Origin of the sequence: Streptomyces lomondensis (assembly GCF_014651035.1) — a bacterium.
Classification (GTDB): Bacteria; Actinomycetota; Actinomycetes; order Streptomycetales; family Streptomycetaceae; genus Streptomyces; species Streptomyces lomondensis.
In genome coordinates this window covers 17984-43459 of sequence record NZ_BMWC01000020.1, presented here as the reverse complement: position 1 = coordinate 43459, position 25476 = coordinate 17984, and the positions used below count along the sequence as shown (strand labels likewise).

Here is a 25476-nt window from a genome sequence, read left to right as displayed (position 1 = left end):
GAGGCTAAGTGGGTGAACGACAGGGGTCAATGGCCGGGCGATCACGAATTACCGGGGGACCTACGATGAGCGCATGGAGGGGAACAGCAGAGGCGTCCGCGGCGTGAAGTCGGCGGCCCGGACCGTCGCACTGCTGGAACTGCTCGCCGAGCGGGGCGAAGAGCCCTCGCGCCTCGACCAGCTCGCGGAGGAGCTCCAGGTGCCGCGCAGCAGCATGTACCAGCTGCTCCGGACGCTCGTCGACTCCGGCTGGGTCCGCACGGACGCCACCGGCTCCCTCTACGGCATCGGCATCCGCGCGCTGCTCACCGGCACCGGCTACCTGGACGGCGACCGGCGCCTGCGGGTGGTCCGTCCGTACCTCGACGAGGCGTCGGACGCGCTCGGCGAGACCATCCACATGGCACGGCTCGACGGCCGGGACGTCGTCTACCTCGCCACCCGCGAGTCACACGAGTACCTGCGCACCCTCAGCCGCGTCGGCCGCCGCGTCCCGGCCCATGCCGGGGCGCTCGGCAAGGCACTGCTCGCCGAGCGCCCCGACGACGAACTCCCCTTCGGCGACGAGCCGTTGGCCGCCCTCACCGAGAACACGCACACCGACCGCGCCACACTCCTCGCCGACCTGGCCCGGGTGCGCGAGCGCGGCTACTCCGTCGACCGCGAGGAGACGGTGCCCGGCATCGCCGGCTTCGGCTTCGCCCTGCGCTACGCCACACCGGCCGTCGACGCCATCAGCTGCTCGGTGCCGGTGGCCCGGCTCAACCGGGAGCACGAGGAGCGCATCGTCGCGGTGATGCGCGAGGTCCGGGCCAGGATCGAGTCCCGGCTGCCACCGGTCTCGGGCGGACCCGACTGGCGTTAGGGGGTGTTCGCCGAAACGGTCCTCAGCCGGCCGTCCCCTCCGGCAGCACACCCGGCCGGAACGGCTCCACGCCTTCGAGCCTGCGCACCCGCGTCGGCTCGATCAGCAGCATCACCCGGCGCTCCCCGGGCAGCAGCCACGGGTACCGGTCCTCACCGAGGTACTTGCGCGCCAGCCGGTCCATCGCCCGCTCCGCCTCCTCGCCCTCCACGAAGCGGACGACCTTGCCCCGGATCTCCGCCCGGTCGTAGGGGTTGGCGGGGTCGTGGTGGGACAGCGAAACGTACGGATTGCGCCGCAGATTCTCCTCCTTCACCCGCCCGATCGAGGTGTTGACCATGACGTACTCCCCTTCGAGGTCCGCCCACATGGGCGAGACCTGAGGCGCCCCGTCCGCCCCCACCGTCGCCAGGTGCCAGAAGTTCGGCGCGAGAAGCCGCTCGCGCATATGCTCATTGAGCTTGCCGTTCACGTGAGTCACTGCCTTTCCGGGCCCACGACCGGCGGACCCGGCGCCATCCTCGCCCCGCCCCCGGCCCGGCCGACAGACGATCTTCGGCCCCGGTCGAACCCGCCGGTAGCCGTAGGTTCCTACAATCCGTGATCCTGGCCGAACAGACCGTAGTCGCCGCAACCTCGCGCCCTTAGCTTGTGGCGCGTGCGCCGACCTTCACCCCATCCGAGCGAGCCCACCCCCACGACCACGACTCCGCCCTTCAACGCCCCCGCGGCCCGCCGCCTGCGCGCGGCCCTCGGCATGACCCCCGAGCACGTCGCCTACGGCATGCGCGTCTCGTACGGGCACCCCCACGTCTCCCCGGACCACGTCATCGCCTGGGAGCGCGGGATCACGGCCCCGAACAACTCCGAACTCACCGCTCTCGCGGGCGTGCTGTGGTGCTCGCCCGCGGAGCTCATCGGCAGACCGCGCACCCTGCGCGAGCACCGCATCGCCCGCTGCCTCGCCCCCGAGGACGTGGCCCGGGCGGTGGGACACGACGTCCACGCGTACCTGCGCATGGAGGAGACCGACAGCTGGCGCGGCACCGACCGCCAGTCCGCCGCCCTCGCCGACCTGCTCGGCCTCGGCCTGCCCGACTTCGTCTCCGTCACGGGCCGGAACGCCAAGCTCGGCGAACTGCTGCGCAGCGCGGTCACCACCCGCTGGCAGGCCTACGTACGACCGGTCGCGAAGGTCGTCCCGCTGGACCGGCCGTTCCTGGAGGGCGCCCTCCAGGCGCTGCACGAGGACTACCAGGGGCACATGGCCGCCACCCTGAGCTGGGGCGGCGGCGGCAGTGACGCGGGCGACGCCGGCCAGGAGTTCCTCGACCGGATCGTGGAGCACTTCTGGGCGAAGCTCCAGGACGGCACCGCCCGGGAGGGTGTCTAGAAGACCGACTCGGCCTCGTCCATCCGGTCCTTCGGCACCGTCTTCAACTCGGTCACCGCCTCCGCGAGCGGCACCATCACGATGTCCGTCCCGCGCAGCGCGGTCATCCGGCCGAACTGCTCCTGGTGCGCCGCCTCCACCGCGTGCCAGCCGAAGCGCGTGGCGAGCACGCGGTCGTAGGCGGTCGGTGAGCCGCCGCGCTGGACGTGGCCGAGAATGACCGGCTTGGCCTCCTTGCCGAGCCGTCGCTCCAGCTCGTGGGCGAGGGCCGTGCCGATGCCCTGGAAGCGCTCGTGGCCGAACTTGTCGATCGCGCCCTTGCCGTAGTCCATGGTGCCGTCGGCCGGGTGGGCGCCCTCGGCGACGCAGACCACCGCGAACTTCTTGCCGCGGGCGAACCGCTCCTCGACCATCTTGACGAGATCGGCCGGGTCGAACGGGCGCTCCGGCAGGCAGATCCCGTGGGCGCCGGCGGCCATGCCGGACTCCAGCGCGATCCACCCGGCGTGCCGGCCCATGACCTCCACGACCATCACCCGCTGGTGGGACTCGGCGGTGGTCTTCAGGCGGTCCATCGCCTCGGTGGCGACGCCCACGGCGGTGTCGAAGCCGAAGGTGCGGTCCGTGGAGGAGATGTCGTTGTCGATGGTCTTGGGGACACCCACGACCGGCAGGCCCGCGTCGCTCAGCATGCGGGCGGCCGTCAGCGTGCCCTCGCCGCCGATCGGGATCAGCGCGTCGATGCCGAACTCGTGGATCATGTCGGAGGCGTTCTCGCAGGCCTCCCGGAGGCGGTCGCGCTCCAGCCGGGACGATCCGAGGATGGTGCCGCCGCGGGCGAGGATGCCGCTGACGGCGTTCAGGTCGAGCGTGCGGTAGCGGCCGTCCAGCAGGCCCGAGTAGCCGTCCTCGAAGCCGATGACCTCGTCGCCGTAGTTGTCGACCGCCCGGTGCACGACCGACCGGATCACGGCGTTCAGGCCGGGGCAGTCGCCGCCTGCGGTGAGAACTCCGATACGCATCGTGCTGTGTCTCCTGCTCGCTGTTGACACCGGTGAGCCACTGCCGATTGTTTCACGCCCCACAGCCAGGTGCCGCACCCGAGGCTGACGGGCGCCTTATCTATCGGCGGAGGTATTGTCAAGAGGGTTCTGCTCACCTCGGTGGGCGATTTTTGTGTCCCCGATCGAGACGAAACGGAGAGCGCGCGTGACCCGCAGCGTGTACGTGACCGGCATCGACCGCGGCGACGGCCGCCAGGTCGTCGAACTGGGGGTCATGGAGCTCCTCACCCGCCAGATCGACCGGGTGGGTGTCTTCCGCCCCCTGGTCCACGACGGGCCCGACCGCCTCTTCGAGCTGCTGCGCGCCCGCTACCGGCTCGCCCAGGACCCGGCGACCGTCTACGGCATGGACTACCACGAGGCGTCCGCCCTCCAGGCCGAGGCCGGCACGGACGAGCTGGTGTCCACGCTCGTCGACCGCTTCCACCTGGTCGCCCGCGACTACGACGTCGTCCTGGTCCTCGGCACCGACTACGCCGACACCCAGCTCCCGGACGAGCTGGCGCTCAACGCCCGCCTGGCGAACGAGTTCGGCGCGTCCGTGATCCCGGTCGTGGGCGGCCGCAAGCAGACCGTGGAGTCGGTGCTCGCCGAGACGCGCAACGCCTACCGCGCCTACGACACCCTCGGCTGCGACGTCCTCGCCATGGTCGCCAACCGGGTCGCCCGCGAGGACCGCGACGAGATCGCCGGCCAGCTCGACTCCCGGCTCCCGGTGCCCTGTTACGTCCTGCCCGACGAGCCGGCGCTGTCCGCCCCGACCGTCTCTCAGATCAGCCACGCCCTCGGCGCCAAGGTGGTCCTCGGCGACGACTCCGGGCTCGCCCGGGACGTGCTCGGTTTCGTCTTCGGCGGCGCGATGCTGCCGAACTTCCTGGGCGCCCTGACCCCGGGCTGCCTCGTCGTCACCCCGGGGGACCGCGCCGACCTGGTCGTCGGCGCGCTCGCCGCGCACAACGCCGGCACCCCGCCGATAGCCGGGGTGCTGCTCACCCTGGACGAGGTGCCCGGCGACGACATCCTCACCCTGGCCGACCGCCTCGCCCCCGGCACCCCGGTGCTGTCGGTGTCCGGCACCAGCTTCCCCACCGCCGAGCAGCTGTTCTCCCTGGAGGGCAAGCTCAACGCGGCCACCCCGCGCAAGGCCGAGCGGGCCCTCGGCCTGTTCGAGCGGTACGCCGACACCGCCGACCTCGCCCGCCGCGTCTCGGCGCCCAGCAGCGACCGCGTCACGCCGATGATGTTCGAGCACAAGCTGCTGCAGCAGGCCCGCTCCGACCTGCGCCGCGTGGTGCTGCCCGAGGGCACCGAGGAGCGCGTGCTGCACGCCGCCGAGGTGCTGCTGCGCCGGGGCGTGTGCGAGCTGACCCTGCTCGGCCCGGTCGACCAGATCCGCAAGAAGGCCGCCGACCTCGGCATCGACCTCGGCGAGTCCCAGCTGATCGACCCGGCCACCTCCGACCTGCGCGACGCCTTCGCCGAGAAGTACGCGGCCCTGCGCGCCCACCGGGGCGTCACCGTCGAGCTGGCGTACGACGTCGTCTCCGACGTGAACTACTTCGGCACGCTGATGGTCCAGGAGGGCCTCGCCGACGGCATGGTGTCCGGCTCGGTGCACTCCACGGCCGCGACCATCCGCCCGGCCTTCGAGATCATCAAGACCAGGCCGGACGCCGACATCGTCTCGTCGGTGTTCTTCATGTGCCTGGCCGACAAGGTCCTCGTCTACGGCGACTGCGCGGTCAACCCGGACCCGAACGCCGAGCAGCTCGCCGACATCGCCATCCAGTCGGCCACCACGGCCGAGCAGTTCGGTGTGGAGCCGCGCATCGCGATGCTGTCCTACTCCACCGGCACCTCCGGCTCCGGCGCCGACGTCGACAAGGTGCGCGAGGCCACCGAGCTGGTCCGCGGCCGACGGCCGGACCTGAAGATCGAGGGCCCGATCCAGTACGACGCCGCCGTGGAGCCGTCGGTCGCGGCGACCAAGCTGCCCGGCTCCGAGGTCGCGGGGCAGGCGAGCGTGCTGATCTTCCCCGACCTGAACACCGGCAACAACACCTACAAGGCCGTGCAGCGCTCGGCCGGCGCCATCGCCGTCGGACCGGTGCTGCAGGGCCTGCGCAAGCCGGTCAACGACCTGTCCCGGGGCGCCATGGTTTCGGACATCGTGAACACCGTCGCCATCACGGCCATCCAGGCCCAGTCCCCCGCCCCGTCCCCGAGCGAGAAGGCGATCGCCCAGTGAGCAGCCCGACCCGTGTCCTCGTCCTCAACTCCGGCTCCTCGTCGGTGAAGTACCAGCTGCTCGACATGCGCGACAGCAGTCGGCTGGCAGTCGGTCTGGTCGAGCGCATCGGCGAGCAGACCTCCCGGCTGAAGCACACCCCGGCCGGCGGCGAGAGCCGGGAGCGCGGCGGGGCGATCGCCGACCACGACGCCGCCCTGAAGGCCGTCGCCGAGGAGCTCGCCAAGGACGGCCTCGGCCTGGACTCGCCCGAGCTGGCCGCGATCGGGCACCGGGTCGTGCACGGCGGGAAGTCCTTCACCGAGCCGACCGTCGTCGACGACGCGGTGCTCGCCGAGATCGAGCGGCTCATCCCGGTGGCCCCGCTGCACAACCCGGCCAACCTCACCGGCATCCGCACGGCGCAGTCCCTGCGCCCGGACCTGCCGCAGGTCGCCGTCTTCGACACCGCCTTCCACACGACGATGCCGGAGTCGGCCGCCCGCTACGCGATCGACGTCGAGACGGCCGACGCGCACCGCATCCGCCGCTACGGCTTCCACGGCACCTCCCACGCCTACGTCTCCCGGACCACGGCGGAGCTGCTGGGCAAGGACCCGTCCGAGGTGAACGTGATCGTGCTGCACCTGGGCAACGGGGCCTCGGCCTCGGCGGTGCGGGGCGGTCACTGCGTGGACACCTCCATGGGCCTGACGCCTTTGGAGGGGCTCGTGATGGGTACGCGCTCCGGAGACATGGACCCGGCCGTCATCTTCCATTTGATGCGTGTTGGTGGAATGTCCGCCGACGAGATCGACACTCTTCTCAACAAGAAGAGCGGTCTGATCGGTCTGTGCGGCGACAACGACATGAGGGAGATCCGCCGCCGCGTCGACGAGGGCGACGAGCGGGCGGAGCTGGCGTTCGACATCTACATTCACCGCCTGAAGAAGTACATCGGCGCCTATTACGCCGTACTCGGACGGGTGGACGCGGTCGCCTTCACCGCCGGCGTCGGCGAGAACGCGGCTCCGGTGCGGGAGGCTGCCCTGGCGGGCCTGGAGGAGCTGGGCCTCGCGGTGGACGGCGAGCGCAACGCCGTACGCGGCGACGGGGCGCGGCTGATCTCGCCCGAGGGCGCCCGGGTCGCGGTGGCGGTGGTCCCTACTGACGAGGAATTGGAGATCGCGACACAGACCTACGCGCTGGTAAATGGTTCGGGGAATCACACCTGAGCGGCATCCCGCCCTTTTGTATTTTCCGCCAGACGGAATATTCCGTTGCGAAACAAACCGATAGGATCGCCCCCATGCGCCGTTCGAAAATCGTCTGTACTCTCGGCCCCGCGGTCGACTCCCACGAGCAGCTTGTCGCGCTGATCGAAGCCGGCATGAACGTGGCCCGCTTCAACTTCAGCCATGGCACGCACGCCGAGCACCAGGGCCGGTACGACCGGGTCCGGGCCGCCGCCAAGGAGACCGGCCGGGCCATCGGTGTCCTCGCCGACCTCCAGGGCCCGAAGATCCGCCTGGAGACCTTCGCCGAGGGTCCCGTGGAGCTGGTGCGCGGTGACGAGTTCACCATCACCACCGAGGACGTCCCGGGCGACAAGACGATCTGCGGGACGACCTACAAGGGCCTGCCCGGCGACGTGGCCAAGGGCGACCAGGTGCTCATCAACGACGGCAACGTCGAGCTGAAGGTCACCGAGGTCGAGGGCCACCGGGTGAAGACGATCGTCATCGAGGGCGGCGTCATCTCCGACCACAAGGGCATCAACCTGCCCGGCGCGGCCGTCAACGTGCCCGCCCTGTCCGAGAAGGACATCGAGGACCTCCGCTTCGCGCTGCGCATGGGCTGCGACCTGGTCGCCCTGTCCTTCGTCCGCGACGCCAAGGACGTCCAGGACGTGCACCGCATCATGGACGAGGAGGGCCGCCGCGTCCCGGTCATCGCCAAGGTGGAGAAGCCGCAGGCGGTGCAGAACATGGAGGACGTCGTGATGGCGTTCGACGGCGTGATGGTCGCCCGCGGTGACCTCGCCGTCGAGTACCCGCTCGAGAAGGTCCCCATGGTGCAGAAGCGCCTGATCGAGCTGTGCCGGCGCAACGCCAAGCCGGTGATCGTGGCGACCCAGATGATGGAGTCGATGATCACCAACTCCCGTCCGACCCGCGCCGAGGCCTCCGACGTGGCCAACGCGATCCTGGACGGCGCCGACGCGGTCATGCTGTCCGCCGAGTCGAGCGTGGGCGCCTACCCGATCGAGACCGTGAAGACGATGTCGAAGATCGTCACCGCGGCCGAGCAGGAGCTGATGTCCAAGGGTCTCCAGCCGCTCGTCCCGGGCAAGAAGCCGCGCACGCAGGGCGGTTCGGTGGCCCGGGCCGCGTGCGAGATCGCCGACTTCCTCGGCGGCCGGGTCCTGGTGGCCTTCACCCAGTCCGGCGACACCGCCCGCCGGCTGTGCCGCTACCGCGCCGCCCAGCCGATCGTCGCCTTCACCACCGACGAGGGCACCCGCAACCAGATGGCGCTGAGCTGGGGCGTGGAGCCGTACGTGGTGCCCTTCGTGAACAGCACCGACGAGATGGTCGACCTGGTGGACCAGGAGCTGGTCAAGCTGAACCGCTTCAACGAGGGCGACATCGCGGTCATCACCGCCGGTTCGCCCCCCGGTGTCCCCGGCACCACCAACATGGTCCGCGTCCACCACCTGGGCACCAGGAACTGATCGCGAAAGGGCCGTGAAGGGCCCTGTACGACGCCGAGGGCGCCCCCTGGATCACAGGGGGCGCCCTCGTGTGTGCGGCTCCCGAACGGGCTTGTGAGGGGCGCTCAGTCGGTGATGTAGTTGTGCAGCCCGGGCACGTGCAGGGTCCCGCCGAACTGGCCGGCCTGCTGGACCGTCACGTCGGTGAAGTAGATCAGCGGGATGTTCAGCGGCGGCGGGTGCTCCGGGTCGAACGTGACCGGGATCAGCCCGAGCAGCTTGCCGGAGATCCGCTCCGTGTACATCACCGTGTCGCCGTCGCGGATCGTGGACGTCGAGCCCTTGGCCGCCTGCACGTGGTACGTCTTGCCGGACTGCTTGTCCTTGACCGTCTGGTGCAGGTCGCCGATGTCGGTGCCGTCGGACACGACGTACTTCAGGACCTTCTTGACGGTGCCGTTGGCGGTGCGCACCTCGACGACGCCCTGGTAGTCGGCGCCCTTCAGCGTCAGCGAGCTGGCGTTGAGGTACCACGGGTCGTCGGGCAGCGGCACCGGGTTGTCGACGCCGCCCTCGGCGTCGGTGGCGGCCGGGCAGTCCTCGGGGTCCATGGTGGGGCTCGCGGAGGGGCTGGGCGTGGCGGTGGCCTCGTCCGCCGCCTCCTCGGCCGCCCTCTCGACGGCCTTGGTGGTGTCCTCGACCGTCCTGGACGCCTTGCCGCTGGTGTCCTCGACGGTGTCCTCGGCCGCGCCGGTGGCCTTCTCGGTGGTGTCCCGCACGGTGCCGGAGGCGTCGTCCCCGGCCGGCTTCCCGTCGCTCCCGGTGCCCGGGGCGCTCGGGGTGCTCTCGGACGCCGAGGCGGACGGGGTGGGACTCGGGCTCGCGCCGTCCTTGTTCCCGCCGTCGAAGATGCCGCCGATGGCGTCGCCGATGTCCTCCAGCAGGTTGCCGCCGCTCGCGGACGGCGAGGGGGACGGCGTGGCCGCCGCGTCGTCGCCGCCCGTGGCGGGGTCGCTCGCGGACGGGGTCGGCTTCGGCTCGTCCTTGTCGTCGGAACCTGAATCCGGCGAAGAGGAACCGTCGTTGCCCGAACCGCCCGGAGTGGCCGAGGGGGACGGCGTGGGAGCCGTGTCGTCCTTGTCGCCCTTGTCGTCCGTCGCGCCGTCACTGGCCGAGGTGGACGGCGTGGGCGAGGCGGAGTCGCCGCCCTTGGCGTCCTCCAGGGCCGCCACGCACTCCTTGTACTCGTCGGCCGTCAGGCTCTTGGACGTCGGCGTCGCCGGGTTGTTGCTGTCGGCGATGGCGAGCGTCGACGTGAAGCCCATCCCCATGAGGACCGCCGTCGGCATCGCCGCCATGGCTATCGCCTTGCCGGTCGGCCTGTTGAACCTGGTGAACAGCGGCTTCTTGGGTGCCGCGTGGCGCGGCCCGGTTCTCACACGGGACGCCTCCACATCAGCCCCGTGGGTCACCTCGTCAGCCGGCACTGTGCCTCCCGTTCGCCCCGTTGGCCGGGTTCGTTCCTGACAGATCGTTCGGCTGGCCCACCCCGTCCACGGGCTTGAGCACCGTGGTGTCGTGGTCCGTGGCGTCGGGAGCCTCGCCCGTGCCCGTGGCGGCGTGTCCGGCGAGCTGCCCGGCGGGCGGCGGGCCCGGCGCCCAGGCCACGGCCATCGCCCCGCCCACCAGGGCGAGGAGGAAGCCGACGACGAAGCCGCCGAGGTTGGACACGGGGATGGACACCAGCGCCAGCAGGATCGCCGCCACTCCCGCGAAGACGCGGACGTGCTTCTGGAACCAGAGGCTGACGCCCAGCACGACGAGCAGCACGCCGATGATCAGGGATCCGGCACCCGCGGTGGTCGCCATCGCCAGCGTCAGGTGACCGATCCGGAGGTTCGCGTACGGGAAGTAGGCGATGGGCAGTCCGCTGAGCAGGACGAACAGCCCGGCCCAGAACGGCCGCGTACCCCGCCAGGCGCGGAACTGCTGCCTCCGGAGAGTGAACTGGCCGTCTGCGGCAGGAGTCTCGGCGCTCATGGAAAAACAGCTCCCTGGTACGGCGTTGCTGTGGTGGTGATGTGGGCCGCGCGTGAAGGCGCGGCCGGAAGGTGGACGGGCGGGGGCGCCACCGGCTCCCCCGCCCGTCATCGAGTGCTTAGTAGCACTCCTTGACACCCGTCGACAGCGACATCTTCAGGCCGCTGAGCTTGAAGGTTCCGGCGGTGGTCGCCCACGCCGTCTGCTTCACGTCGGTCAGGATCGCCCGGTCCGCCTGCTGGGCGAAGCCGTACGGGTTCGCCGTCTCGCCCTTCCTCATGGCCGGACCCTTGTTGGCGTCCTTGGCGGCCACACCGATGTCGATGTTCTCGAACGTCGCGTCGGCGCTGAGGTCGGCGACATCGATGTAGAGGTTCTGCGCCTCGACCGGCTTCGCACCCTGGCCGGCCCGCAGGATCAGGCTGACGTTCCCGAGCACCGGGATGTTCGGGGTGACGACCGACTGGCACAGGTCCTTGATCGTCGCCTGCTTGAACGACGAGACCGCGACCGGGTGGACGGCCTTCTTGCCGTCCATCGTGTAACCCTCGTCGAGGGCGCCGTACTGCGAGAAGCCCGTACCGACGAGCTCCTTGGTCGTGACCTTGAACGACTGGCCGGAGACGCTGAACGACGCGGCGAGAGCGCCCTGCGCGAGGGCGACACCTATCGCAGCCGTGGCGGCGACGCTGGGCACCATGACCACAGCGAACCGCTTCCATCTGGTCCCGCCACGCACCTGGGACTCCATATTTCCTCCTTCTCGGACGTACATCTCCTGTCCTGGCTCGCCCCGAGCAGGGGCTCAGCCGGGCAGGGATGGGAGAAGTGCTACGTCCTCGGGAAGGAGAGCGCCTGCACTCGGCGGCGCAACTAGCGCCCGAATCACCGGCGATCACCCCCGAGCGACAACCACTGGTCGCGCCTGACACGCATCACGCACAACCCTGCTGGACAGGCTTCGCCGAGTGGGCGAAGACCCCCCTGTCCAAGAGCCGGCGCCACTGCCGCCGGCTCTGCTCGGTGGGGACCCAGGACGTCCCGCGACCCAACCGGCTGCCGGGGTACGGGAATGGACCGAGCGTGGCCGATCGTGGTGCATTCTCGCCGCCCGCACAAGGGGGATCGTTACTGGCTAGTAACGGCCGGATAACCGAACAACGACCCATCGGTCTCGGCCGACGACACAGGGTGGTCCCCACCGGCGGTACAAAGCTGTTGATCGATGGACAGAATCCGACAGATCAACGGCCCCGACTTACTCGCAGTAACAGCGGCCGCGTTTGCCAAGTTTTGGCAAAGCGCGGCCGCAGTGATGCCCTGTGGGCGAAGTTTTCACGCGGGCACCACATGCCCGCGTGTTTAGCGACTGGTCAGAACAGGGCGCGGGCGAGAGCCCGGCGCGCCGCGATCACCCGCGGATCCTCGGGCCCGACGACTTCGAACAGCTCCAGCAGCCGCATCCGCACGGTGTCCCGGTCGTCACCCACCGTGCGCTGCACGGTCTCGATGAGCCGGCCGAAGGCGTCCTCGACATGGCCGCCCACCAGATCCAGGTCGGCGGCGGCGATCTGCGCCTGCACGTCGGCCGGCTTCTCGGCCGCCTCCTTGCGCACCCGCTGCGGGTCGACACCCTGCACCCGCTGGAGCAACTCGGCCTGGGCGAGGCCCAGTTTGGCCTCCTCGTTGCCCGGGTCCTCGTTCAGTACGTTCTTGTACGCCTGGACGGCGCCGCCCAGGTCGCCCGAGTCCAGCGCCTGCACGGCGGCCTCGAGAAGCGCGTCGTACGGACCGGCGGGCCGCTCGGGCGCCGCCTGGGCACCGCCCGGCTCGGCCTCGGGGTCGACGGCGAGACCGGTCAGGCCGAAGCGCTGCTCGGCGACCTGCACCAGCTGGTCCAGGGTCTGCCGGATCTGCGGCTCACCCGCGGCCCCCTGGAAGAGCGGCAGCGCCTGCCCGGCGACGACCGCGAACACCGCGGGGATCCCCTGAATGCCGAACTGCTGCATCAGCATCTGGTTGGCGTCGACGTCGATCTTGGCGAGCAGGAAGCGGCCGTTGTACTCGACGGCCAGCCGCTCCAGGACCGGGCTCAGCTGCTTGCAGGGCTGACACCACTCGGCCCAGAAGTCGATGACGACGGGCACCTCGGCGGACCGCTGGAGGACGTCCCTCTCGAATCCCGCCTCATCGACGTCGATGACGAGGTCGGCCGGGGAGATCGCCCCCGTACCGCCCTCCCGGGCGGCTTGGGCACGCGCCTGCTCCGCCTTCGCCTTGGCCTCCTGGGCCGCCTTCACCGCGGCGAGGTCGACGACTCCGCTCATGGACATGTTCCGTGGCTGCATGCGTCTATCCTCCCCCGTACTGCGCGCGCGTGTGAAAAACGGTGTGAAAGCCGGGCCGGCCGGGTGCCTCTCGGCGCCGGGTCCCCACCCGCGCCATGTGCTCGAAGCCCGTGTACGTCCCGCACGAGCTTTCGCTACGAGTCGTAGCGTAATGCCACACCGCAACTCCGGACACCACCCCCCGGTGATCTCCCTCACGGCCGCACAGGAATCGCCGGTTTATGGTCATGGCATGCAGAGCCGCAGGCCAGCCAGCCGCACCGGGCGTCCGCGCAGCGCGACGGCGGACGCCGCGATCCTGGCCGCGACGCGGGAGGCTCTCGTGGAGCTGGGCTGGTCGAAGCTCACCCTGGGAGACGTCGCCACCCGCGCCGGGGTCGCGAAGACGACGCTCTACCGCCGCTGGGCCGGCAAGAACGAACTGGTCGTCGACGCGGTCGCGGAACTCTTCGACGAGCTGGAGCTCCCGGACAGCGGCTCACTGGCCGCGGACATCGAGGGCGTCGTCCTCCAGTTCGCCGCGATCCTGGCCCGCCCGGAGGCGAAGAGCGGCCTGATGGCGGTGGTCGCCGAGTCGACACGCGAGGACGCCCTCCGCAGCCGGGTCCGCGCGTCGATCGTGGACCGCCAGAAGCGGCTGGTCGTGGAGGGCAGGGCCCGGGCCCAGGCCCGCGGCGAACTCCCCGCGGAGCCCGACCCGTCGACCGCCGCCCGCACGGTCGACCTGATCTTCGACATGGTCGCGGGAGCGGTGGTGCACCGCACGCTCGTGAGCGGGGAGCCGGTGGACGAGGAGTGGGTGCGCGGCTTCACCGCGGTGCTGCTCCGGGGACTGGCGGCGGAAGCCGGGCGCACGGCCGCGGGCTGAGCCCTGTCCGCTGAGCCCTGTCCGTCCGCCGCCCGCCGCGCCGATGAGCGGCCCGCTCAGGAGGAACCGCCGCCGAAGGTGATGCCGCCGTGGAAGTCCCGGCCCTGGATCACCGTGCCCTGGGTGCCGCCGGAGATCTCGTTGTGCACGTCCCCTGACCGTGCGGCGACCTCCGCGTCCGCCCGCCGCCGCCAGATCTCCAGCGCGGCGGCGAAGTCGGGGTCCTGCCCCGCGCGTTCGTTGAGCAGCGCGGCGAGCTGCCCGGCCCGGTCCTGGGTGCGCGGGGGCTCGGCGGGCACCGCCGGCTCGTCCTCGCCGGACCGGGACCTCCCTCGGGTGACCAGGTCACGCAGGGACGCCCAGATCTGTTCGCCGGCCGCACCGGCCGTCCCCGAGGCCAGGGCCACGAGCAGTCCTGCCGTGATGGGCTCCACCAAGGTCCTCCAGTCGTTCGCCAATCGGGCACTGACGGACAGGGTGCCGCACGGTCCTGAAGGAACGTCAGAAGCCGGCCGGCTCGGTGTACACGCCCCACTCGTCCCGCAGCACCCCGCAGATCTCGCCGAGCGTCGCCTCGGCGCGCACCGCCTCCAGCATCGGCTCGATCATGTTCACGTCCGAGCGCGCCGCGGCGACCATGTCGTCGAGCGCCGCACGGACCCGCGCGTCGTCACGCCCGGCCTTCCGCTCGCCGAGCACCCGCACCTGCTCCCGCTCCACCTCATGGCTGACCCGCAGGATCTCCAGGTCCCCGGTGACCGACCCGGTGTGGACGTTCACCCCGACGACCTTCTTGTCGCCCTTCTCCAGCGCCTGCTGGTACCGGAACGCCGACTCGGCGATCTCGCCGGTGAACCAGCCGTCCTCGATGCCCCGCAGGATCCCGGAGGTGATCGGGCCGATGGGGTGCCGGCCGTCCGGGTGGGCCCGCAGCCCCCGCTCCCTGATCTGCTCGAAGATCTTCTCCGCGTCCGCCTCGATCCGGTCGGTCAGCTGCTCGACGTACCAGGAACCGCCCAGCGGATCGGCGACGTTGGCGACCCCGGTCTCCTCCATCAGCACCTGCTGCGTGCGCAGCGCGATCTCCGCCGCCTGCTCGCTGGGCAGCGCGAGCGTCTCGTCGAGGGCGTTGGTGTGCAGCGAGTTGGTCCCGCCCAGCACGGCGGCCAGCGCCTCCACGGCCGTCCGTACGACGTTGTTGTACGGCTGCTGCGCGGTGAGCGAGACGCCGGCGGTCTGCGTGTGGAAGCGCAGCCACTGGGCCTTCTCGGACGTCGCCCCGTAGACGTCCCGCATCCAGCGGGCCCAGATCCTGCGCGCCGCGCGGAACTTGGCGATCTCCTCGAAGAAGTCGACGTGCGCGTCGAAGAAGAAGGACAGACCGGGGGCGAAGACGTCTATGTCCAGCCCGCGCGACAGCCCCAGCTCCACGTATCCGAAGCCGTCGGCCAGCGTGTACGCCAGCTCCTGCGCGGCCGTCGCCCCGGCCTCGCGGATGTGGTAGCCGGAGACGGACAGCGGCTTGTACGCGGGGATGCCGGCCGCGCAGTGCTCCATCAGGTCGCCGATGAGCCGCAGATGCGGCTCGGGCTGGAAGAGCCACTCCTTCTGGGCGATGTACTCCTTGAAGATGTCCGTCTGGAGCGTGCCGTTCAGGACGGACGGGTCGACGCCCTGCCGTTCGGCGGCGACCAGGTACATGCAGAAGACGGGGACGGCCGGGCCGCTGATGGTCATCGACGTCGTGACGTCACCCAGCGGGATGTCCTTGAACAGGACCTCCATGTCGGCGGCCGAGTCGACGGCCACGCCGCAGTGCCCGACCTCGCCCAGCGAGCGCGGGTCGTCGGAGTCGCGGCCCATGAGGGTCGGCATGTCGAAGGCGACCGAGAGCCCGCCCCCGCCGTTGCGGAGGATCATCTGGTAGCGCTCGTTGGTCTGCTCGGCGTTGCCGAACCCGGCGAACTGCCGGATGGTCCACGTCCGCCCTCGGTAGCCGGTCGCGTACAGGCCGCGGGTGAAGGGGTACTCACCCGGCCAGCCGATCCGCTCGAAGCCCTCGTACCTGTCGCCGGGCCTCGGCCCGTACACCGGCTCCACGGCGTCGCCGGAGAGCGTGCTGAAGTCGGCGTCGCGCTTGCGCGCCGCGTCGTACCGGGCCTGCCAGCGGCGGCGGCCCTCCTCGATGGCGTCAGCGTCCATACCATCGAATTTACTAGGACGTCCTAGTAATTGTCGATGGCAGACCGCCGCACGCTGGTCCGTACGGCGGTAGCGGTTACGCCTTGGCGACCGCGGGCGACTCGTCCGCGACCTTCGCCTCCAGCTCGCGGCTGATCCTGCGCTCCACGAAGAACGCGGCCGTCGGGATGGTCCCGGCGAGCAGCACCCAGATCTGCTTGCCCACCTTCCACTTCGCCTTGGAGCCCAGGTCGAAGGCGAAGATCAGGTACACGACGTACAGCCAGCCGTGCGCGATGCTGACGACGCGCGTGAAGTCGGCCGCGCCGTTCAGATCGAGCACGTACTTGCCGATCATGCCGAGGGTCAGCAGGACCAGCAGTACGCCGGTGACGTAGGCCATCACGCGATAGCGGGTCAGCACGCTCTTTTTCATGCCGTCGAGCGTAACGACCCGTTCCGGGAGATCTTGCCCCGGGTCACTGCTCCTCGAAGTCGCCCGCCGCGATCCGCAGCGGCCGCAGCATCGCGAAGATCTCGGCGCACTCCTCCGCGTCGTACACCCCGAGCCCGAAGTCCATCGCCATCAGGTCGCGGGTGGCCGCCTCGACCACCTCGCGGCCCTTGTCGGTGATGCTGGCGAGGGTGCCGCGCCCGTCGTTGGGATTGGGCCGCTTGGCGACGAGCCCCGACCTGACCAGCCGGTCCACGGTGTTCGTCACGGACGTGGGGTGCACCATGAGCCGCTCGCCGATCTTGGACATCGGCAGCTCACCGGACTTGGAGAAGGTGAGCAGCACCAGCGCCTCGTAGCGCGCGAACGTCAGCCCGTACGGCTTGACCACCGCGTCGACCTCGGCGAGCAGGATCTGCTGGGCGCGCATGATCGAGGTGATCGCGGCCATGGACGGTACGTTTCCCCAGCGCTGCTTCCAGCGTTCGTCGGCGCGCGCGATCGGATCGAAGGAGAGACTGAGCGGCTTCGGCACGAACCCGACCTTACCGGCCGGTCACATGTCGGTCAGCCCTGTCTCGGCCTTCGGTCACCCGTGCTCTCGGGCATGATCTCGAAGACCCCGGTCCACCGGTCGTCGTGCAGACAGGCGTTCATCGGCCCGACCAGAGTGGTGTGCTCAGGGTCGGTGCGCCACCGTTTGATGGCTTCGAGGCTCTCCCACTCACTGGTGAGCAGCCATCGGCCGGGATCGTCCACGGAGCGGCAGAGCTGTTCGCGCAGATGCCCGGGGGACCGCATGGCGCCGTCGCGTACGCCTTGGTAGGCGGCCACGAAATCCGCTTCCCTTCCCTCCCGGACGCGCAGCAGGCGAACCACTCGCACCCGCGGCGGCGCCGGAGCCTGGCCCGTCACGACGGGTCGAGAACGACGGGGAGTTCCGCGAGCCCGCGGAAGGCGGGGAACGGCACGGTCAGCCAGGGCACGTTCTCCGGCTCCGCGGCCAGGGCCATGCCGGGGTGGCGCCCGAAGAGCGTGGTGAGGGCGATCTGCATCTCCAGACGTGCCAGAGGCGCGCCGATGCAGTAGTGCGGGCCGAGGCCGAATGCGAGGTGCGTCGCCTGGACGTTCGGGCGCTCGACGTCCATGCGGTCCGGGTCGGGGAACATCTCCGGGTCGCGGTTGGCCGCGGTGAGCGAAATCTGCACGAGCGCGCCCTTGGGGATGAGTGTGTCGCGCATCTTGATGTCTTCCGTCGCATAGCGGAACGTCGAGTTCTCCACGGAGGTCTCGAATCGGAAGATTTCTTCGACGGCTGCGGCCGTCGCCCCCGGGTCCCGGAATGCCAGACGCTTCTGCTCCGGCTGACCGAGCAGGTGGTAGACGGCGTTGCCGATCTGGTACGCGGTCGACTTGTGGCCCGCGAAAAGCAGTACCCACGCGGTGGAGACGAGTTCGTGGTCGGTGAGCGCGCCGTCCTCGTCCCGCGCCGTGACGAGCGCGCTGAGCAGAGCTCCGTCCGGCTCCTTCCGCTTCCGCGCGATCAGGTCCACCAGGTAGTCGCGCAGGTTGCCCTCGGCCAGTTCCAGCGCCTTTCTGGCCTCCGGCCCGAAGCCGGTCTGGGCGACGGTGGCGGACCATTCCTGGGCTTGCCTGCGTTCGTTCTCCGGGACGCCGAGGAGTTCACAGATCACGTGCAGCGGCAGCGGGAAGCAGAACTCCTGGAGGAGGTTCACGGGCTCCGATGCCGGGCAGCGGTCCAGCAGTTCGTCGGTGATCTCCTGGACCTTCGGACGCAGCGATTCCACCCTTTTGGGGGTGAAGGTGGTGCCGACGATCCTGCGGAGCCTGGTGTGCTTCGGAGGGTCCGAGAAGAGCATGTTGTCGTCCAGCGCGATCGACGAGTCGCCGAAGATTCGGTGATAGGCGTCGATGGCGCCGTACATGTCCTTGCTCAGCCGAGGATCGGCCAAGGCGGCACGGGCGTCGTCGTACCGGGTGATGAGATACGTGTCGACCCCGTGAGGGGGCTTCAGCGGGCAGACGGGTGCTGTCGCCCTGAGCGCGGCGTAAACGGGATGCGGATTGGCGCGAAACTCCCGACTGCAGGCCGAGGCCGCTGCGGCGGCGTCTTCGGACGACGTTTCCTCGGATGCGAACGCTTGCGTCATGGCTGGTCCCGGGGGTCGAGAGTTCCGTCGGTCGGTAACACGATTTCCCGGACGACACTGTGCCGCAAACGCTGCTGGGCCATATGAGTTCGAGCGCCGCAGGATCTGCGCACAATTTCTCCGGTTACCCGGCCGGCGTACCCCAGGGCGCCCCGGATCGCGCGCGTAAGCGCTGCTTGGTAAACATCGTGGACGGGCCAGTCCACCGTTCCCGGGCTGGGCAGTCACCGGATGACGAGGAAACCAGTGAGCGGACGCGGAGTGGAATCTGTACCAGTTCTCATCGTAGGCGGATCCCTGGTGGGTCTTTCCACCTCCGTGTTCCTGGGACGTCTCGGAATCGAGCACATGCTCGTGGAGCGGCATGCCGAGACGTCGACGCACCCACGTGGCCGCGGGAACAACGTGCGCACCATGGAGATCTTCCGGACCGCCGGACTCGAAGAGAGCGTGCGGGAGGCCGCCTTCGCTCTCGCCGGGAACGATGGCGTTCTCCAGGTGGACACCCTCGTCGGGGACCAGCGCCGCTGGATCATTCAGGACGTCGCCGCGGGCATGGACGTCTCCCGGGTCAGCTCCTCGAACTGGTGCCTGTGCAGCCAGAACGATCTGGAGCCGGTCCTGCTGAACCGCGCCCGCCAGGGCGGAGACATCCGCTTCGATACGGAACTGCTCTCCTTCACGCAGGACGAAGAGGAGGTCCTGGCTCAGGTCATGCGCCGGGACACCGGTGAGACCCATACCGTGAAAGCCGATTTCCTGGTGGCCGCCGATGGCCCGAGAAGCCCCGTTCGCGAACGTTTGGGAATCGGCCAGTCCGGACCCGGCGCCCTGTTCCACAACGTCAGTGTCACGTTCCGGAGCAAGACCCTCAAGGAATACATCGGGCCGAAGCGCTTCATCGTCTGTTACACCACCGATCCACAGGGGGAGGGCGCCTTGCTGCCCGTGGACAACGAGGAACGGTGGGTCATTCATATCCCTTGGTCCGCTGATCGGGGCGAAACCCTGGAGGACTTCGGAAACGAGCGCTGTGCGGCACATATTCGCGCGGCCGTCGGTGTTCCGGACATTGATGTCGAGATCACCGGAAAGGCGCCCTGGCACGCTTCCAAGCGAGTCGCGGACAGCTACGGGCAGGGCCGGGTCTTTCTGGCCGGTGACGCGGCTCATGAAATGCCGCCCAACGGGGCGTTCGGCGCCAACACCGGGATCCAGGACGCCCACAACCTTGCCTGGAAACTCGCCGCGGTGCTGCGCGGCTGGGCCGGGCTGCCGCTGCTCGACACGTACGAGTGCGAACGACGGCCTGTCGCCGTCACGACGAGCGAGCGGGCCTCCCGGCAGGCCGCCGAGGAGCAGCACCCCGCGCTCGGCCCGGCGGCGGGACGCAACAACGACGCGGCGGACCTCATGACGGTCGCGCTCTGCTACCGGTACGCCTCGGACGCCGTGGTGGGCGCCTCACCCGAGCGGCCGGTCGTCCCGGAAACCTTCCAGATCGACGGGGAGCCGGGGAGCCGCGCACCCCACATGTGGGTCCGCAGAGCGGGCGCCAGGATTTCCACTCTCGATCTGTACGAGCGTTCCTTCGTCGTGCTCGCCGGGGCCGAAGGCCACCCGTGGCGCCGCGCGGCGGAGCAGGCCGGCGAGAACCTGGGCGTTCCGGTCGAGGTGTATCTCGTGGGAGACGGCCGTGATCACGACCTGGTTCCCGAGCCGGATGCCGACTGGGCGGCACTGCACGGCACCGCCGACGACGGGGCCGTCCTCGTACGCCCGGACGGTTTCGTCGCCTGGCGCGCTCCCACCCACCTGCCGTCCGCCGATCGTGTGCTGACGGACGTGCTGCAGACCGTGCTCTGCCGCGGCTGAGCAGCACCACCCACCGAAACGACCACTGCGAGGACATGCCGATGCCATACGAAGACGGTCCCGTCGCGGGGCGAGTGGACGTCCACCACCATTTCACCGCGCCGGCCTGGCTGGACTGGGCGCAGGAGCGCGGTGTCGTCAACCGCGAGAGGCTGCCCTGGTGGACCCGCTGGGACCTGGACGCGGCTCTGGAGGTCATGGACAAGACGGGCATCGGCACCGCTGTCATGACCGTCGCGATGCTCGGACGGTTCCGCGAGCCCGCGGAGCGCCGGGAGAGCGCGCGGATCGCCCTGCGGGCGGCGGCCGATGTCGTCGAGGACCATCCCGCACGTTTCGCCTTCTTCACTCCCGTGTTCCTGGACGACCTGGAACTCTCGCAGTGGAGCCTCCGTTACGGGCTCGACGAGCTCGGGGCCGTCGGGGTGAGCACGAGAACGAGCATGGACGGTGTCTACCTCGGTGACGCCACCCACGACCGCCTCCTGCAGGAGCTGAACGACCGGTCCGCCGTCATCAGCACGCACCCCATGGAAGTGCCCGCCGGAAAGGACGGCGGGGCCGGACTGCCAGGGATGCCGCCCTTCGTGTGCGACTTCCTCATGGACACCACACGTGCGGCCATCAACCTGATCCGTAACGGCACCCTGGACCGCTATCCGAATCTCAGTTTCGTCCTTCCCCACGGAGGGGGCTTCCTGCCGTACATGGCCACACGGCTCGAACTCTTCGGCGGACACCTCACCCCCGGGATCGAGCCGGGCAGGGTCCGTGACTACCTGCACCGGTTCTACTTCGACACCGCGGGGCCCATGTCCCCCTCCGCCACGCCCACGCTGCTGGCCACGGTGGATCCCGGCCGTGTCCTGTTCGGCACGGACTGGCCACCCACCCCCGGCCAGGTCGTCGCCGACATCGCGGTCCCCGCTCTGGACGGCGATCCCTTCCTGTCGCCGGAGCAGCTCAGGGGCATCAACCGGGAGAACGCCCTGCGTCTGCTGCCGGCACTGGCCCGCTCCGCCTGACTCCTGCCTTGCCTGGTCGCACGCACGGGGGAAGGCCGCCGCCCTCACGGGCGGCGGCCTTCTCCTCTCTCATCGGCGTCACCGGGTGGCCGGGGCCGTGTCTCTCTCCCAGTGGTAGAAGCACCGCGCCATCGCGTCCTTCGGACCGCGCCAGGTCTGCGGGTCGTACGGGCTGACGTACGCCTCAAGCTTGCTGCTGATGTCGCGGAACTCGGGGTGCCCGGCCACCCGCGCGATGGCGGGACCCGGGTCCTGCTCGGCCTCGATGAAGTGCATGTACACGTCGCCGAACTGGAAGAGGGAACGCTGGGTCACCCCGACGAGGCGGGGCAGGTCGCCGCGGTCGGAGGCCGCGAAGACCTCGGCGATGTCCGGAGCCGAGTGCGGGGCCATCCGGGCGACGATCAGGGCGTGGTGCATGAGGTCTCCTTACGCGGCGGCGTTCAGGCGGGCGTGACGGGTGAGGTCCGCCGCTCGGCGGCGACCTGCTCGATGCGGTCGCGGATGAGGGCCAGCTGGACGGGCGAGTTGCGGTTGATGATGTCCGTCATCCCGGCGTCGTCGACCGGCGCGTCCGGCCTCATGGCGAAGTCCTGGGTCCAGTGCATCCGGGTGCCGTCGGGGGTCTCCTCGTACTCCCACCGGATGTTCATGTACTCGAACGGACCGGGTTCGACCCGGCGTGCCGTGACGGTGAGCTTGTCGCGGTCGGTGGTCCGCTCCGACACCCAGCTCCACACCTTGCCGTTCTCGTCGGGGTGCATGGTCAGGCGGAAGGTGACCGTGTCGCCCTGCCGGGACAGCACCTCGGCGTCCGCGTATTCGCTGAACAGCTGCGGCCATCTCTCGATGTCGTTGGTCATGTCCCAGACGAGGTCGAGGGGCGCGGCGATGGTGATCTCGTTCTCGGTGTGCCCTGCCATCTCAGGCTCCTGCCGTAAGGGTGCTGTTGACGAGGTCGAGGAAGTCGCGGGGGCTCTTGCACTTCTCCGCGTCGGTGGGGAGCGCCCGGCCCTTCCGGTTCTCCAGCTCGCCCACGATGCCGAGGAGGCCGAGCGAGTCCAGCCCGAACTCGGCGAAGGGTGTGTCCACCCGGGCCTCGAGGTCGTGCGGGTCGACGGTGACACCGGCGGCCTTCTTCATCAGTGCCGCCAGCTCTTCGAGGGTCACTTCACTGCTCATGCGCGTTCTCCTTGTCGTAGGGGTGCTGTGGGCTTCACCGGGCGGCCGGTCCCGGGGCGCGGCGCAGTACCAGCGCCGCGTTCGAGCCCATGAGTCCACGGCTGAGGACCAGGGCCGTGCTCAGCTCGGCCGGGCGCGCCGTCGACGTCACCAGGTCGATGTCGTGGCAGATGTCGACGACGTTGGGCGTGGGCGGGATCCGCCCTTCTTCCATGGCCATCACCGCGGCCGCGACGTCCAGCAGGGGTGCCCCGCAGTAGGACCGCCCGATGCCGGTCTTGGGAGCCGTGACGGGCACGCGGGTGCCGTGCCGGCCGAGGGCGTCGGCGAGGGCGAGGGCCTCGGCGCGGTCCGCCTCCGGGACACCCATCGCGTCGGCGAAGACCACGTCGATCTCCTCCGGTGCGCAGCCGGCCTCGTCGAGGGCGCCGCGGATGGCATGGGCGAGTCCCTCCCGTGAGCGGTCCCAGCGCGAGGCGCCGGTGAACGTGGCCGCGTGGCCCGCCACGGTGGCGCGGACGTCCGCGTCGCGCCGGCGGGCGCGGTCCAGGTCCTCGACGACCAGCACGGCACCGCCCTCGGCCGGCACGAAGCCGCAAGCCTCGGAGGTGAAGGGCCGATAGGCCCGCGCCGGGTCCTCGACGGTGCTGAGTTCGGGGTATCCGAGCTGGCAGACCATCGAGTACGGAGCCAGCGGCGCTTCTGCCGCCCCGACCACGACCACGTCGGTTCCCCGCCCCACGGTCCGGGCGGCGTGCGCGACGGCGTCCAGCCCGCCGGCCTCATCGCTCGCGACCACCCCGCAGGGGCCCTTGAAGCCGCTGCGGATGGATATCTGGCCCGTGCTGGCCGCGTAGAACCAGGCGATGGACTGGTAGGGACCGACGAACCGGGACCCCTGTCCCCACAGCTTCTGCAGCTCCCGCTGGCCGAACTCACCGCCACCGGATCCGGCGGCGGTGACGACACCGACGGAGTACGGGGAGTCGGTGGCGGCATCGCTCAGTCCCGCGTCCTTCAGAGCCGCGCCGGCGGCGGCCATCGCGAAGTGGCTGAACCGGTCGGTCTGGACGAGGAAGGTCTCCTCGATGAGTGCCGTGGGGTCGAATCCCCGGACCTCGCCGGCGACGCGGAGCGGAAGATGCCCGCACCCCTCCCGGGTGACCCGGTCGAGTACGGACAGGCCCTCCTCGACGGACTTCCAGTAGGTCTCCGTCTGCAGTCCGTTGGGCGCGACCACACCGATCCCCGTGATGGCGGTGCGGCGGTTCGGCTGAGCACTCATCGTTTCCTCCCGGCCGGCCCCGTCAGGAGCACCGCGGACTGGAACCCGCCGAATCCGCTGCCCACGGACAGCACGTTGGCGAGTTTGCGCGGCCGCGCGGTGCGCGGCACGTAGTCCAGGTCGCACTCGGGGTCCGGGGTCTCGTAGTTCGCCGTCGGCGGGACCACCTGGTGGGCCAGGGCCAGCACGCAGGCGACGACCTCGATCGCGCCGATCGCGCCGAGCGAGTGGCCCACCATGGACTTGATCGAACTCATGGGCGTGTCGTAGGCATGGGCGCCCAGGGACCGCTTGACCGCGGCGGTCTCGTGACGGTCGTTCTGGCGGGTGCCCGAGCCGTGCGCGTTGACGTAGTCGATGAGTGAGGGATCCAGCCGGGCCTGCCCGAGCGCGGTGTCGATGGCCCTGGCCATCTCCAGTCCCTCACTGGTCAGTCCGGTCATGTGGTACGCGTTGCCGAAGGTGGCGTAGCCGCCGATCTCGCAGTAGACGTGCGCGCCGCGGGCACGGGCGTGTTCGAGCTCCTCCAGGACGAGCACGGCGGAGCCCTCCCCCATGACGAATCCGTCGCGGTGGGCGTCGAAGGGCCGGGAGGCGTGCTCCGGGTCGTCATTGTTCGGCGATGTCGCCCTGATGGCGTCGAAGCACGCCATGGTGATGGGGGAGATCGGGGAGTCGGACGCTCCGGCGATGCAGATGTCGGCGCGGCCGTCCTCGATCATGTGGAAGCCGTAGCCCACCGCGTCGAGTCCGGAGGTGCAGCCGGTCGACACGGTCTGCACCGGCCCCTGGGCGCCGAAGTACTCGGCGACGTCGGACGCCAGGGTGCTGGGCGAGAAGGCCCGGTGCAGCTGCGGGCCGGCGGCGCGGTGGTCGACGTCCCAGCGTTGCCCTCGCTCGCTGACCAGGACGTAGTCGTGCTCCAGGCGGGTGGTGCCGCCCACGGCGCTGCCGAGCGAGACGGCCACGCGCCACGGGTCCTCGGCGCCGAACTCGATGCCGCAGTCGGCCACCGCCTCCGCCGCGGCGACGACGGCGAACTGTATGTACCGGTCGCTGCGTTCGACCACATCGGGATCGAGCCCGTGCGCGAGCGGGTCGAAGTCGCACTCGGCCGCGATACGTGACCGCAGCCCCTCGGGATCGAACAGCGTGATGCCGCGCGTCGCGGTACGGCCGCTCGAGAGGAGGTCCCAGAAGGCCGGCACCCCGATACCGCCAGGGGCCACGACACCGATGCCGGTGACCGCCACCCGCCGGGTCACGAGGGCACCCCGCGTCGCTCGGGCCGCGCGCCGTCCTCCTGCACGGCCGGGTACGTTTCGCCGCTCGCGTTCCCCTCCAGGGCCTCCGTGTCGACGTGGCCCATGCTCGGCTTCGGAGCCAGCGGACCGAGATGGAAGACCATCCGGGCTTCGACGTCACCGACGTTGCGGAAGCGGTGCCGCATGCCGATGGGGACCATGAGGCCCTGGTCGGCGCTGATCGGGTGTGTCGCGTCGTCCAGGTCGACTTCCAGCTCGCCCTGGACGACGTAGACGAACTCCTCCGAGTACGGGTGGTAGTGCTCGCTGATGCGTTCACCCGGCTGCATGATGGCCAGGCCCATGAACCCGCTCGTGGAACCCACCGTGAGAGGCGTGAGCAGGGTGCGCAGGTCTCCGCCACGCTTGCGGTTGGGCTCGGTCTCGCTCAGATCCACGATGCGTGGTCGCGTCTTGTTCATGGTCCGTCTCCAGATCGGTCTGTGGGGTGTTGTCCATGGGCGCGTGTCGTCCATGGATC

The 25476-nt window shown here is 70.1% G+C and carries 26 protein-coding genes; 8 read left to right on the top strand and 18 right to left on the bottom strand.

Annotated features, from left to right (window positions below; translation table 11 throughout):
* Positions 1-73: 73 nt before the first annotated feature.
* Positions 74-865 carry an IclR family transcriptional regulator gene (locus IE255_RS37315; protein WP_190054877.1) on the top strand — a complete coding sequence of 264 codons (792 nt, stop codon included), beginning with the start codon at positions 74-76 and terminating at the stop codon, positions 863-865.
* A 22-nt stretch (positions 866-887) separates the two neighbouring features.
* Here IE255_RS37315 and IE255_RS37310 read toward each other — a convergent pair whose 3' ends face one another.
* Complete coding sequence (locus IE255_RS37310) at positions 888-1313, bottom strand: PPOX class F420-dependent oxidoreductase (protein ID WP_190054876.1); 426 nt, start codon at positions 1311-1313, stop codon at positions 888-890.
* 201 nt (positions 1314-1514) lie between these two features.
* On the opposite strand from IE255_RS37310, the gene IE255_RS37305 reads away from it, so the two are divergent.
* Complete coding sequence (locus IE255_RS37305; RefSeq protein WP_267975565.1) at positions 1515-2258, top strand: helix-turn-helix domain-containing protein; 744 nt, start codon at positions 1515-1517, stop codon at positions 2256-2258.
* Here IE255_RS37305 and IE255_RS37300 read toward each other — a convergent pair.
* Positions 2255-3280, bottom strand: coding sequence for an ATP-dependent 6-phosphofructokinase (locus IE255_RS37300; protein WP_190054874.1), 1026 nt, complete (start codon positions 3278-3280; stop codon positions 2255-2257). The two genes, IE255_RS37305 and IE255_RS37300, sit on opposite strands and share 4 nt — an antisense overlap.
* Positions 3281-3467: 187 nt before the next feature.
* On the opposite strand from IE255_RS37300, the gene pta reads away from it, so the two are divergent.
* From pta to pyk, 3 genes are all read left to right on the top strand, one after another.
* Positions 3468-5570, top strand: coding sequence for a phosphate acetyltransferase (gene pta, locus IE255_RS37295; protein ID WP_190054873.1), 2103 nt, complete (start codon positions 3468-3470; stop codon positions 5568-5570).
* Positions 5567-6784 carry an acetate kinase gene (locus tag IE255_RS37290; protein ID WP_190054872.1) on the top strand — a complete coding sequence of 406 codons (1218 nt, stop codon included), beginning with the start codon at positions 5567-5569 and terminating at the stop codon, positions 6782-6784. The genes pta and IE255_RS37290 overlap by 4 nt, the downstream gene beginning before the upstream one ends.
* A 74-nt stretch (positions 6785-6858) precedes the next feature.
* Positions 6859-8283 (top strand): pyruvate kinase, encoded by a 1425-nt coding sequence (pyk, locus tag IE255_RS37285; protein ID WP_190054871.1) that lies wholly within the window; start codon positions 6859-6861, stop codon positions 8281-8283.
* Between the two features lie 104 nt (positions 8284-8387).
* On the opposite strand, the gene IE255_RS37280 is transcribed toward pyk, so the two are convergent.
* The 4 genes from IE255_RS37280 to IE255_RS37265 all read right to left on the bottom strand — a co-directional run bounded on the left by IE255_RS37280 (position 8388) and on the right by IE255_RS37265 (position 12650).
* Positions 8388-9749, bottom strand: a complete 1362-nt coding sequence (locus IE255_RS37280; RefSeq protein WP_190054870.1) for a hypothetical protein — start codon at positions 9747-9749, stop codon at positions 8388-8390.
* Positions 9739-10302 (bottom strand): DUF6114 domain-containing protein, encoded by a 564-nt coding sequence (locus tag IE255_RS37275; RefSeq protein WP_190054869.1) that lies wholly within the window; start codon positions 10300-10302, stop codon positions 9739-9741. Before IE255_RS37275 ends, IE255_RS37280 begins: the two co-directional genes overlap by 11 nt.
* A 118-nt stretch (positions 10303-10420) precedes the next feature.
* Positions 10421-11053 carry a DUF6230 family protein gene (locus tag IE255_RS37270; protein WP_190054868.1) on the bottom strand — a complete coding sequence of 211 codons (633 nt, stop codon included), beginning with the start codon at positions 11051-11053 and terminating at the stop codon, positions 10421-10423.
* 622 nt (positions 11054-11675) lie between these two features.
* Positions 11676-12650 carry a tetratricopeptide repeat protein gene (locus IE255_RS37265; protein ID WP_190054867.1) on the bottom strand — a complete coding sequence of 325 codons (975 nt, stop codon included), beginning with the start codon at positions 12648-12650 and terminating at the stop codon, positions 11676-11678.
* A gap of 232 nt (positions 12651-12882) precedes the next feature.
* On the opposite strand from IE255_RS37265, the gene IE255_RS37260 reads away from it, so the two are divergent.
* A complete protein-coding gene (locus tag IE255_RS37260; RefSeq protein WP_190054866.1) occupies positions 12883-13518 on the top strand; it encodes a TetR/AcrR family transcriptional regulator in 636 nt (211 codons plus the stop codon).
* Between the two features lie 56 nt (positions 13519-13574).
* On the opposite strand, the gene IE255_RS37255 is transcribed toward IE255_RS37260, so the two are convergent.
* The 6 genes from IE255_RS37255 to IE255_RS37230 form a co-directional block, all read right to left on the bottom strand.
* A complete protein-coding gene (locus IE255_RS37255; protein WP_190054865.1) occupies positions 13575-13952 on the bottom strand; it encodes a hypothetical protein in 378 nt (125 codons plus the stop codon).
* Positions 13953-14019: 67 nt separating this feature from the next.
* Positions 14020-15720: a coenzyme B12-dependent isobutyryl-CoA mutase large subunit gene (icmA, locus tag IE255_RS37250; protein ID WP_190054864.1), complete on the bottom strand. Its 1701-nt coding sequence runs from the start codon at positions 15718-15720 to the stop codon at positions 14020-14022.
* 76 nt (positions 15721-15796) lie between these two features.
* Positions 15797-16135, bottom strand: a complete 339-nt coding sequence (locus IE255_RS37245; RefSeq protein WP_190054863.1) for a DUF3817 domain-containing protein — start codon at positions 16133-16135, stop codon at positions 15797-15799.
* A 43-nt stretch (positions 16136-16178) separates the two neighbouring features.
* The gene (locus tag IE255_RS37240; protein ID WP_190054862.1) at positions 16179-16688 is read right to left on the bottom strand and encodes a MarR family winged helix-turn-helix transcriptional regulator; all 510 of its coding nucleotides are present in this window, start codon (positions 16686-16688) and stop codon (positions 16179-16181) included.
* A 32-nt stretch (positions 16689-16720) separates the two neighbouring features.
* On the bottom strand, positions 16721-17032 hold the full coding sequence (locus tag IE255_RS37235) for an antibiotic biosynthesis monooxygenase family protein (RefSeq protein ID WP_078650998.1): 312 nt from the start codon (positions 17030-17032) through the stop codon (positions 16721-16723).
* 32 nt (positions 17033-17064) lie between these two features.
* Positions 17065-18324: a cytochrome P450 family protein gene (locus IE255_RS37230; protein WP_190054860.1), complete on the bottom strand. Its 1260-nt coding sequence runs from the start codon at positions 18322-18324 to the stop codon at positions 17065-17067.
* A gap of 231 nt (positions 18325-18555) precedes the next feature.
* On the opposite strand from IE255_RS37230, the gene IE255_RS37225 reads away from it, so the two are divergent.
* Positions 18556-20199, top strand: a complete 1644-nt coding sequence (locus IE255_RS37225; RefSeq protein WP_190054859.1) for an FAD-dependent oxidoreductase — start codon at positions 18556-18558, stop codon at positions 20197-20199.
* A gap of 41 nt (positions 20200-20240) precedes the next feature.
* Positions 20241-21224 carry an amidohydrolase family protein gene (locus IE255_RS37220; RefSeq protein ID WP_190054858.1) on the top strand — a complete coding sequence of 328 codons (984 nt, stop codon included), beginning with the start codon at positions 20241-20243 and terminating at the stop codon, positions 21222-21224.
* Between the two features lie 78 nt (positions 21225-21302).
* Here IE255_RS37220 and IE255_RS37215 read toward each other — a convergent pair whose 3' ends face one another.
* From IE255_RS37215 to IE255_RS37190, 6 genes are read right to left on the bottom strand one after another with little or no spacing between them, the layout of a single operon-like run.
* The gene (locus IE255_RS37215) at positions 21303-21644 is read right to left on the bottom strand and encodes a TcmI family type II polyketide cyclase (protein ID WP_031116410.1); all 342 of its coding nucleotides are present in this window, start codon (positions 21642-21644) and stop codon (positions 21303-21305) included.
* A gap of 23 nt (positions 21645-21667) precedes the next feature.
* A complete protein-coding gene (locus IE255_RS37210; RefSeq protein WP_190054857.1) occupies positions 21668-22147 on the bottom strand; it encodes an SRPBCC family protein in 480 nt (159 codons plus the stop codon).
* A gap of 1 nt (position 22148) precedes the next feature.
* A complete protein-coding gene (locus tag IE255_RS37205) occupies positions 22149-22406 on the bottom strand; it encodes an acyl carrier protein (RefSeq protein ID WP_190054856.1) in 258 nt (85 codons plus the stop codon).
* Positions 22407-22440: 34 nt separating this feature from the next.
* On the bottom strand, positions 22441-23691 hold the full coding sequence (locus tag IE255_RS37200) for a ketosynthase chain-length factor (RefSeq protein ID WP_190054855.1): 1251 nt from the start codon (positions 23689-23691) through the stop codon (positions 22441-22443).
* Complete coding sequence (locus IE255_RS37195; protein WP_190054854.1) at positions 23688-24956, bottom strand: beta-ketoacyl-[acyl-carrier-protein] synthase family protein; 1269 nt, start codon at positions 24954-24956, stop codon at positions 23688-23690. Before IE255_RS37195 ends, IE255_RS37200 begins: the two co-directional genes overlap by 4 nt.
* Positions 24953-25417, bottom strand: coding sequence for a cupin domain-containing protein (locus IE255_RS37190; RefSeq protein ID WP_190054853.1), 465 nt, complete (start codon positions 25415-25417; stop codon positions 24953-24955). The genes IE255_RS37195 and IE255_RS37190 overlap by 4 nt, the downstream gene beginning before the upstream one ends.
* Positions 25418-25476: the final 59 nt, after the last annotated feature.

Bases quoted from the DNA above. Each gene is read 5' to 3' on its own strand.
- IE255_RS37315 (WP_190054877.1), top strand. From the start codon at position 74: ATGGAGGGGAACAGCAGAGGCGTCCGCGGCGTGAAGTCGGCGGCCCGG.
- IE255_RS37310 (WP_190054876.1), bottom strand. From the start codon at position 1,313: ATGCGCGAGCGGCTTCTCGCGCCGAACTTCTGGCACCTGGCGACGGTG.
- IE255_RS37300 (WP_190054874.1), bottom strand. From the start codon at position 3,280: ATGCGTATCGGAGTTCTCACCGCAGGCGGCGACTGCCCCGGCCTGAAC.
- pyk (WP_190054871.1), top strand. From the start codon at position 6,859: ATGCGCCGTTCGAAAATCGTCTGTACTCTCGGCCCCGCGGTCGACTCC.
- IE255_RS37275 (WP_190054869.1), bottom strand. From the start codon at position 10,302: ATGAGCGCCGAGACTCCTGCCGCAGACGGCCAGTTCACTCTCCGGAGG.
- IE255_RS37270 (WP_190054868.1), bottom strand. From the start codon at position 11,053: ATGGAGTCCCAGGTGCGTGGCGGGACCAGATGGAAGCGGTTCGCTGTG.
- IE255_RS37265 (WP_190054867.1), bottom strand. From the start codon at position 12,650: ATGCAGCCACGGAACATGTCCATGAGCGGAGTCGTCGACCTCGCCGCG.
- IE255_RS37260 (WP_190054866.1), top strand. From the start codon at position 12,883: ATGCAGAGCCGCAGGCCAGCCAGCCGCACCGGGCGTCCGCGCAGCGCG.
- icmA (WP_190054864.1), bottom strand. From the start codon at position 15,720: ATGGACGCTGACGCCATCGAGGAGGGCCGCCGCCGCTGGCAGGCCCGG.
- IE255_RS37245 (WP_190054863.1), bottom strand. From the start codon at position 16,135: ATGAAAAAGAGCGTGCTGACCCGCTATCGCGTGATGGCCTACGTCACC.
- IE255_RS37230 (WP_190054860.1), bottom strand. From the start codon at position 18,324: ATGACGCAAGCGTTCGCATCCGAGGAAACGTCGTCCGAAGACGCCGCC.
- IE255_RS37225 (WP_190054859.1), top strand. From the start codon at position 18,556: ATGACGAGGAAACCAGTGAGCGGACGCGGAGTGGAATCTGTACCAGTT.
- IE255_RS37220 (WP_190054858.1), top strand. From the start codon at position 20,241: ATGCCATACGAAGACGGTCCCGTCGCGGGGCGAGTGGACGTCCACCAC.
- IE255_RS37215 (WP_031116410.1), bottom strand. From the start codon at position 21,644: ATGCACCACGCCCTGATCGTCGCCCGGATGGCCCCGCACTCGGCTCCG.
- IE255_RS37210 (WP_190054857.1), bottom strand. From the start codon at position 22,147: ATGGCAGGGCACACCGAGAACGAGATCACCATCGCCGCGCCCCTCGAC.
- IE255_RS37205 (WP_190054856.1), bottom strand. From the start codon at position 22,406: ATGAGCAGTGAAGTGACCCTCGAAGAGCTGGCGGCACTGATGAAGAAG.
- IE255_RS37200 (WP_190054855.1), bottom strand. From the start codon at position 23,691: ATGAGTGCTCAGCCGAACCGCCGCACCGCCATCACGGGGATCGGTGTG.
- IE255_RS37190 (WP_190054853.1), bottom strand. From the start codon at position 25,417: ATGAACAAGACGCGACCACGCATCGTGGATCTGAGCGAGACCGAGCCC.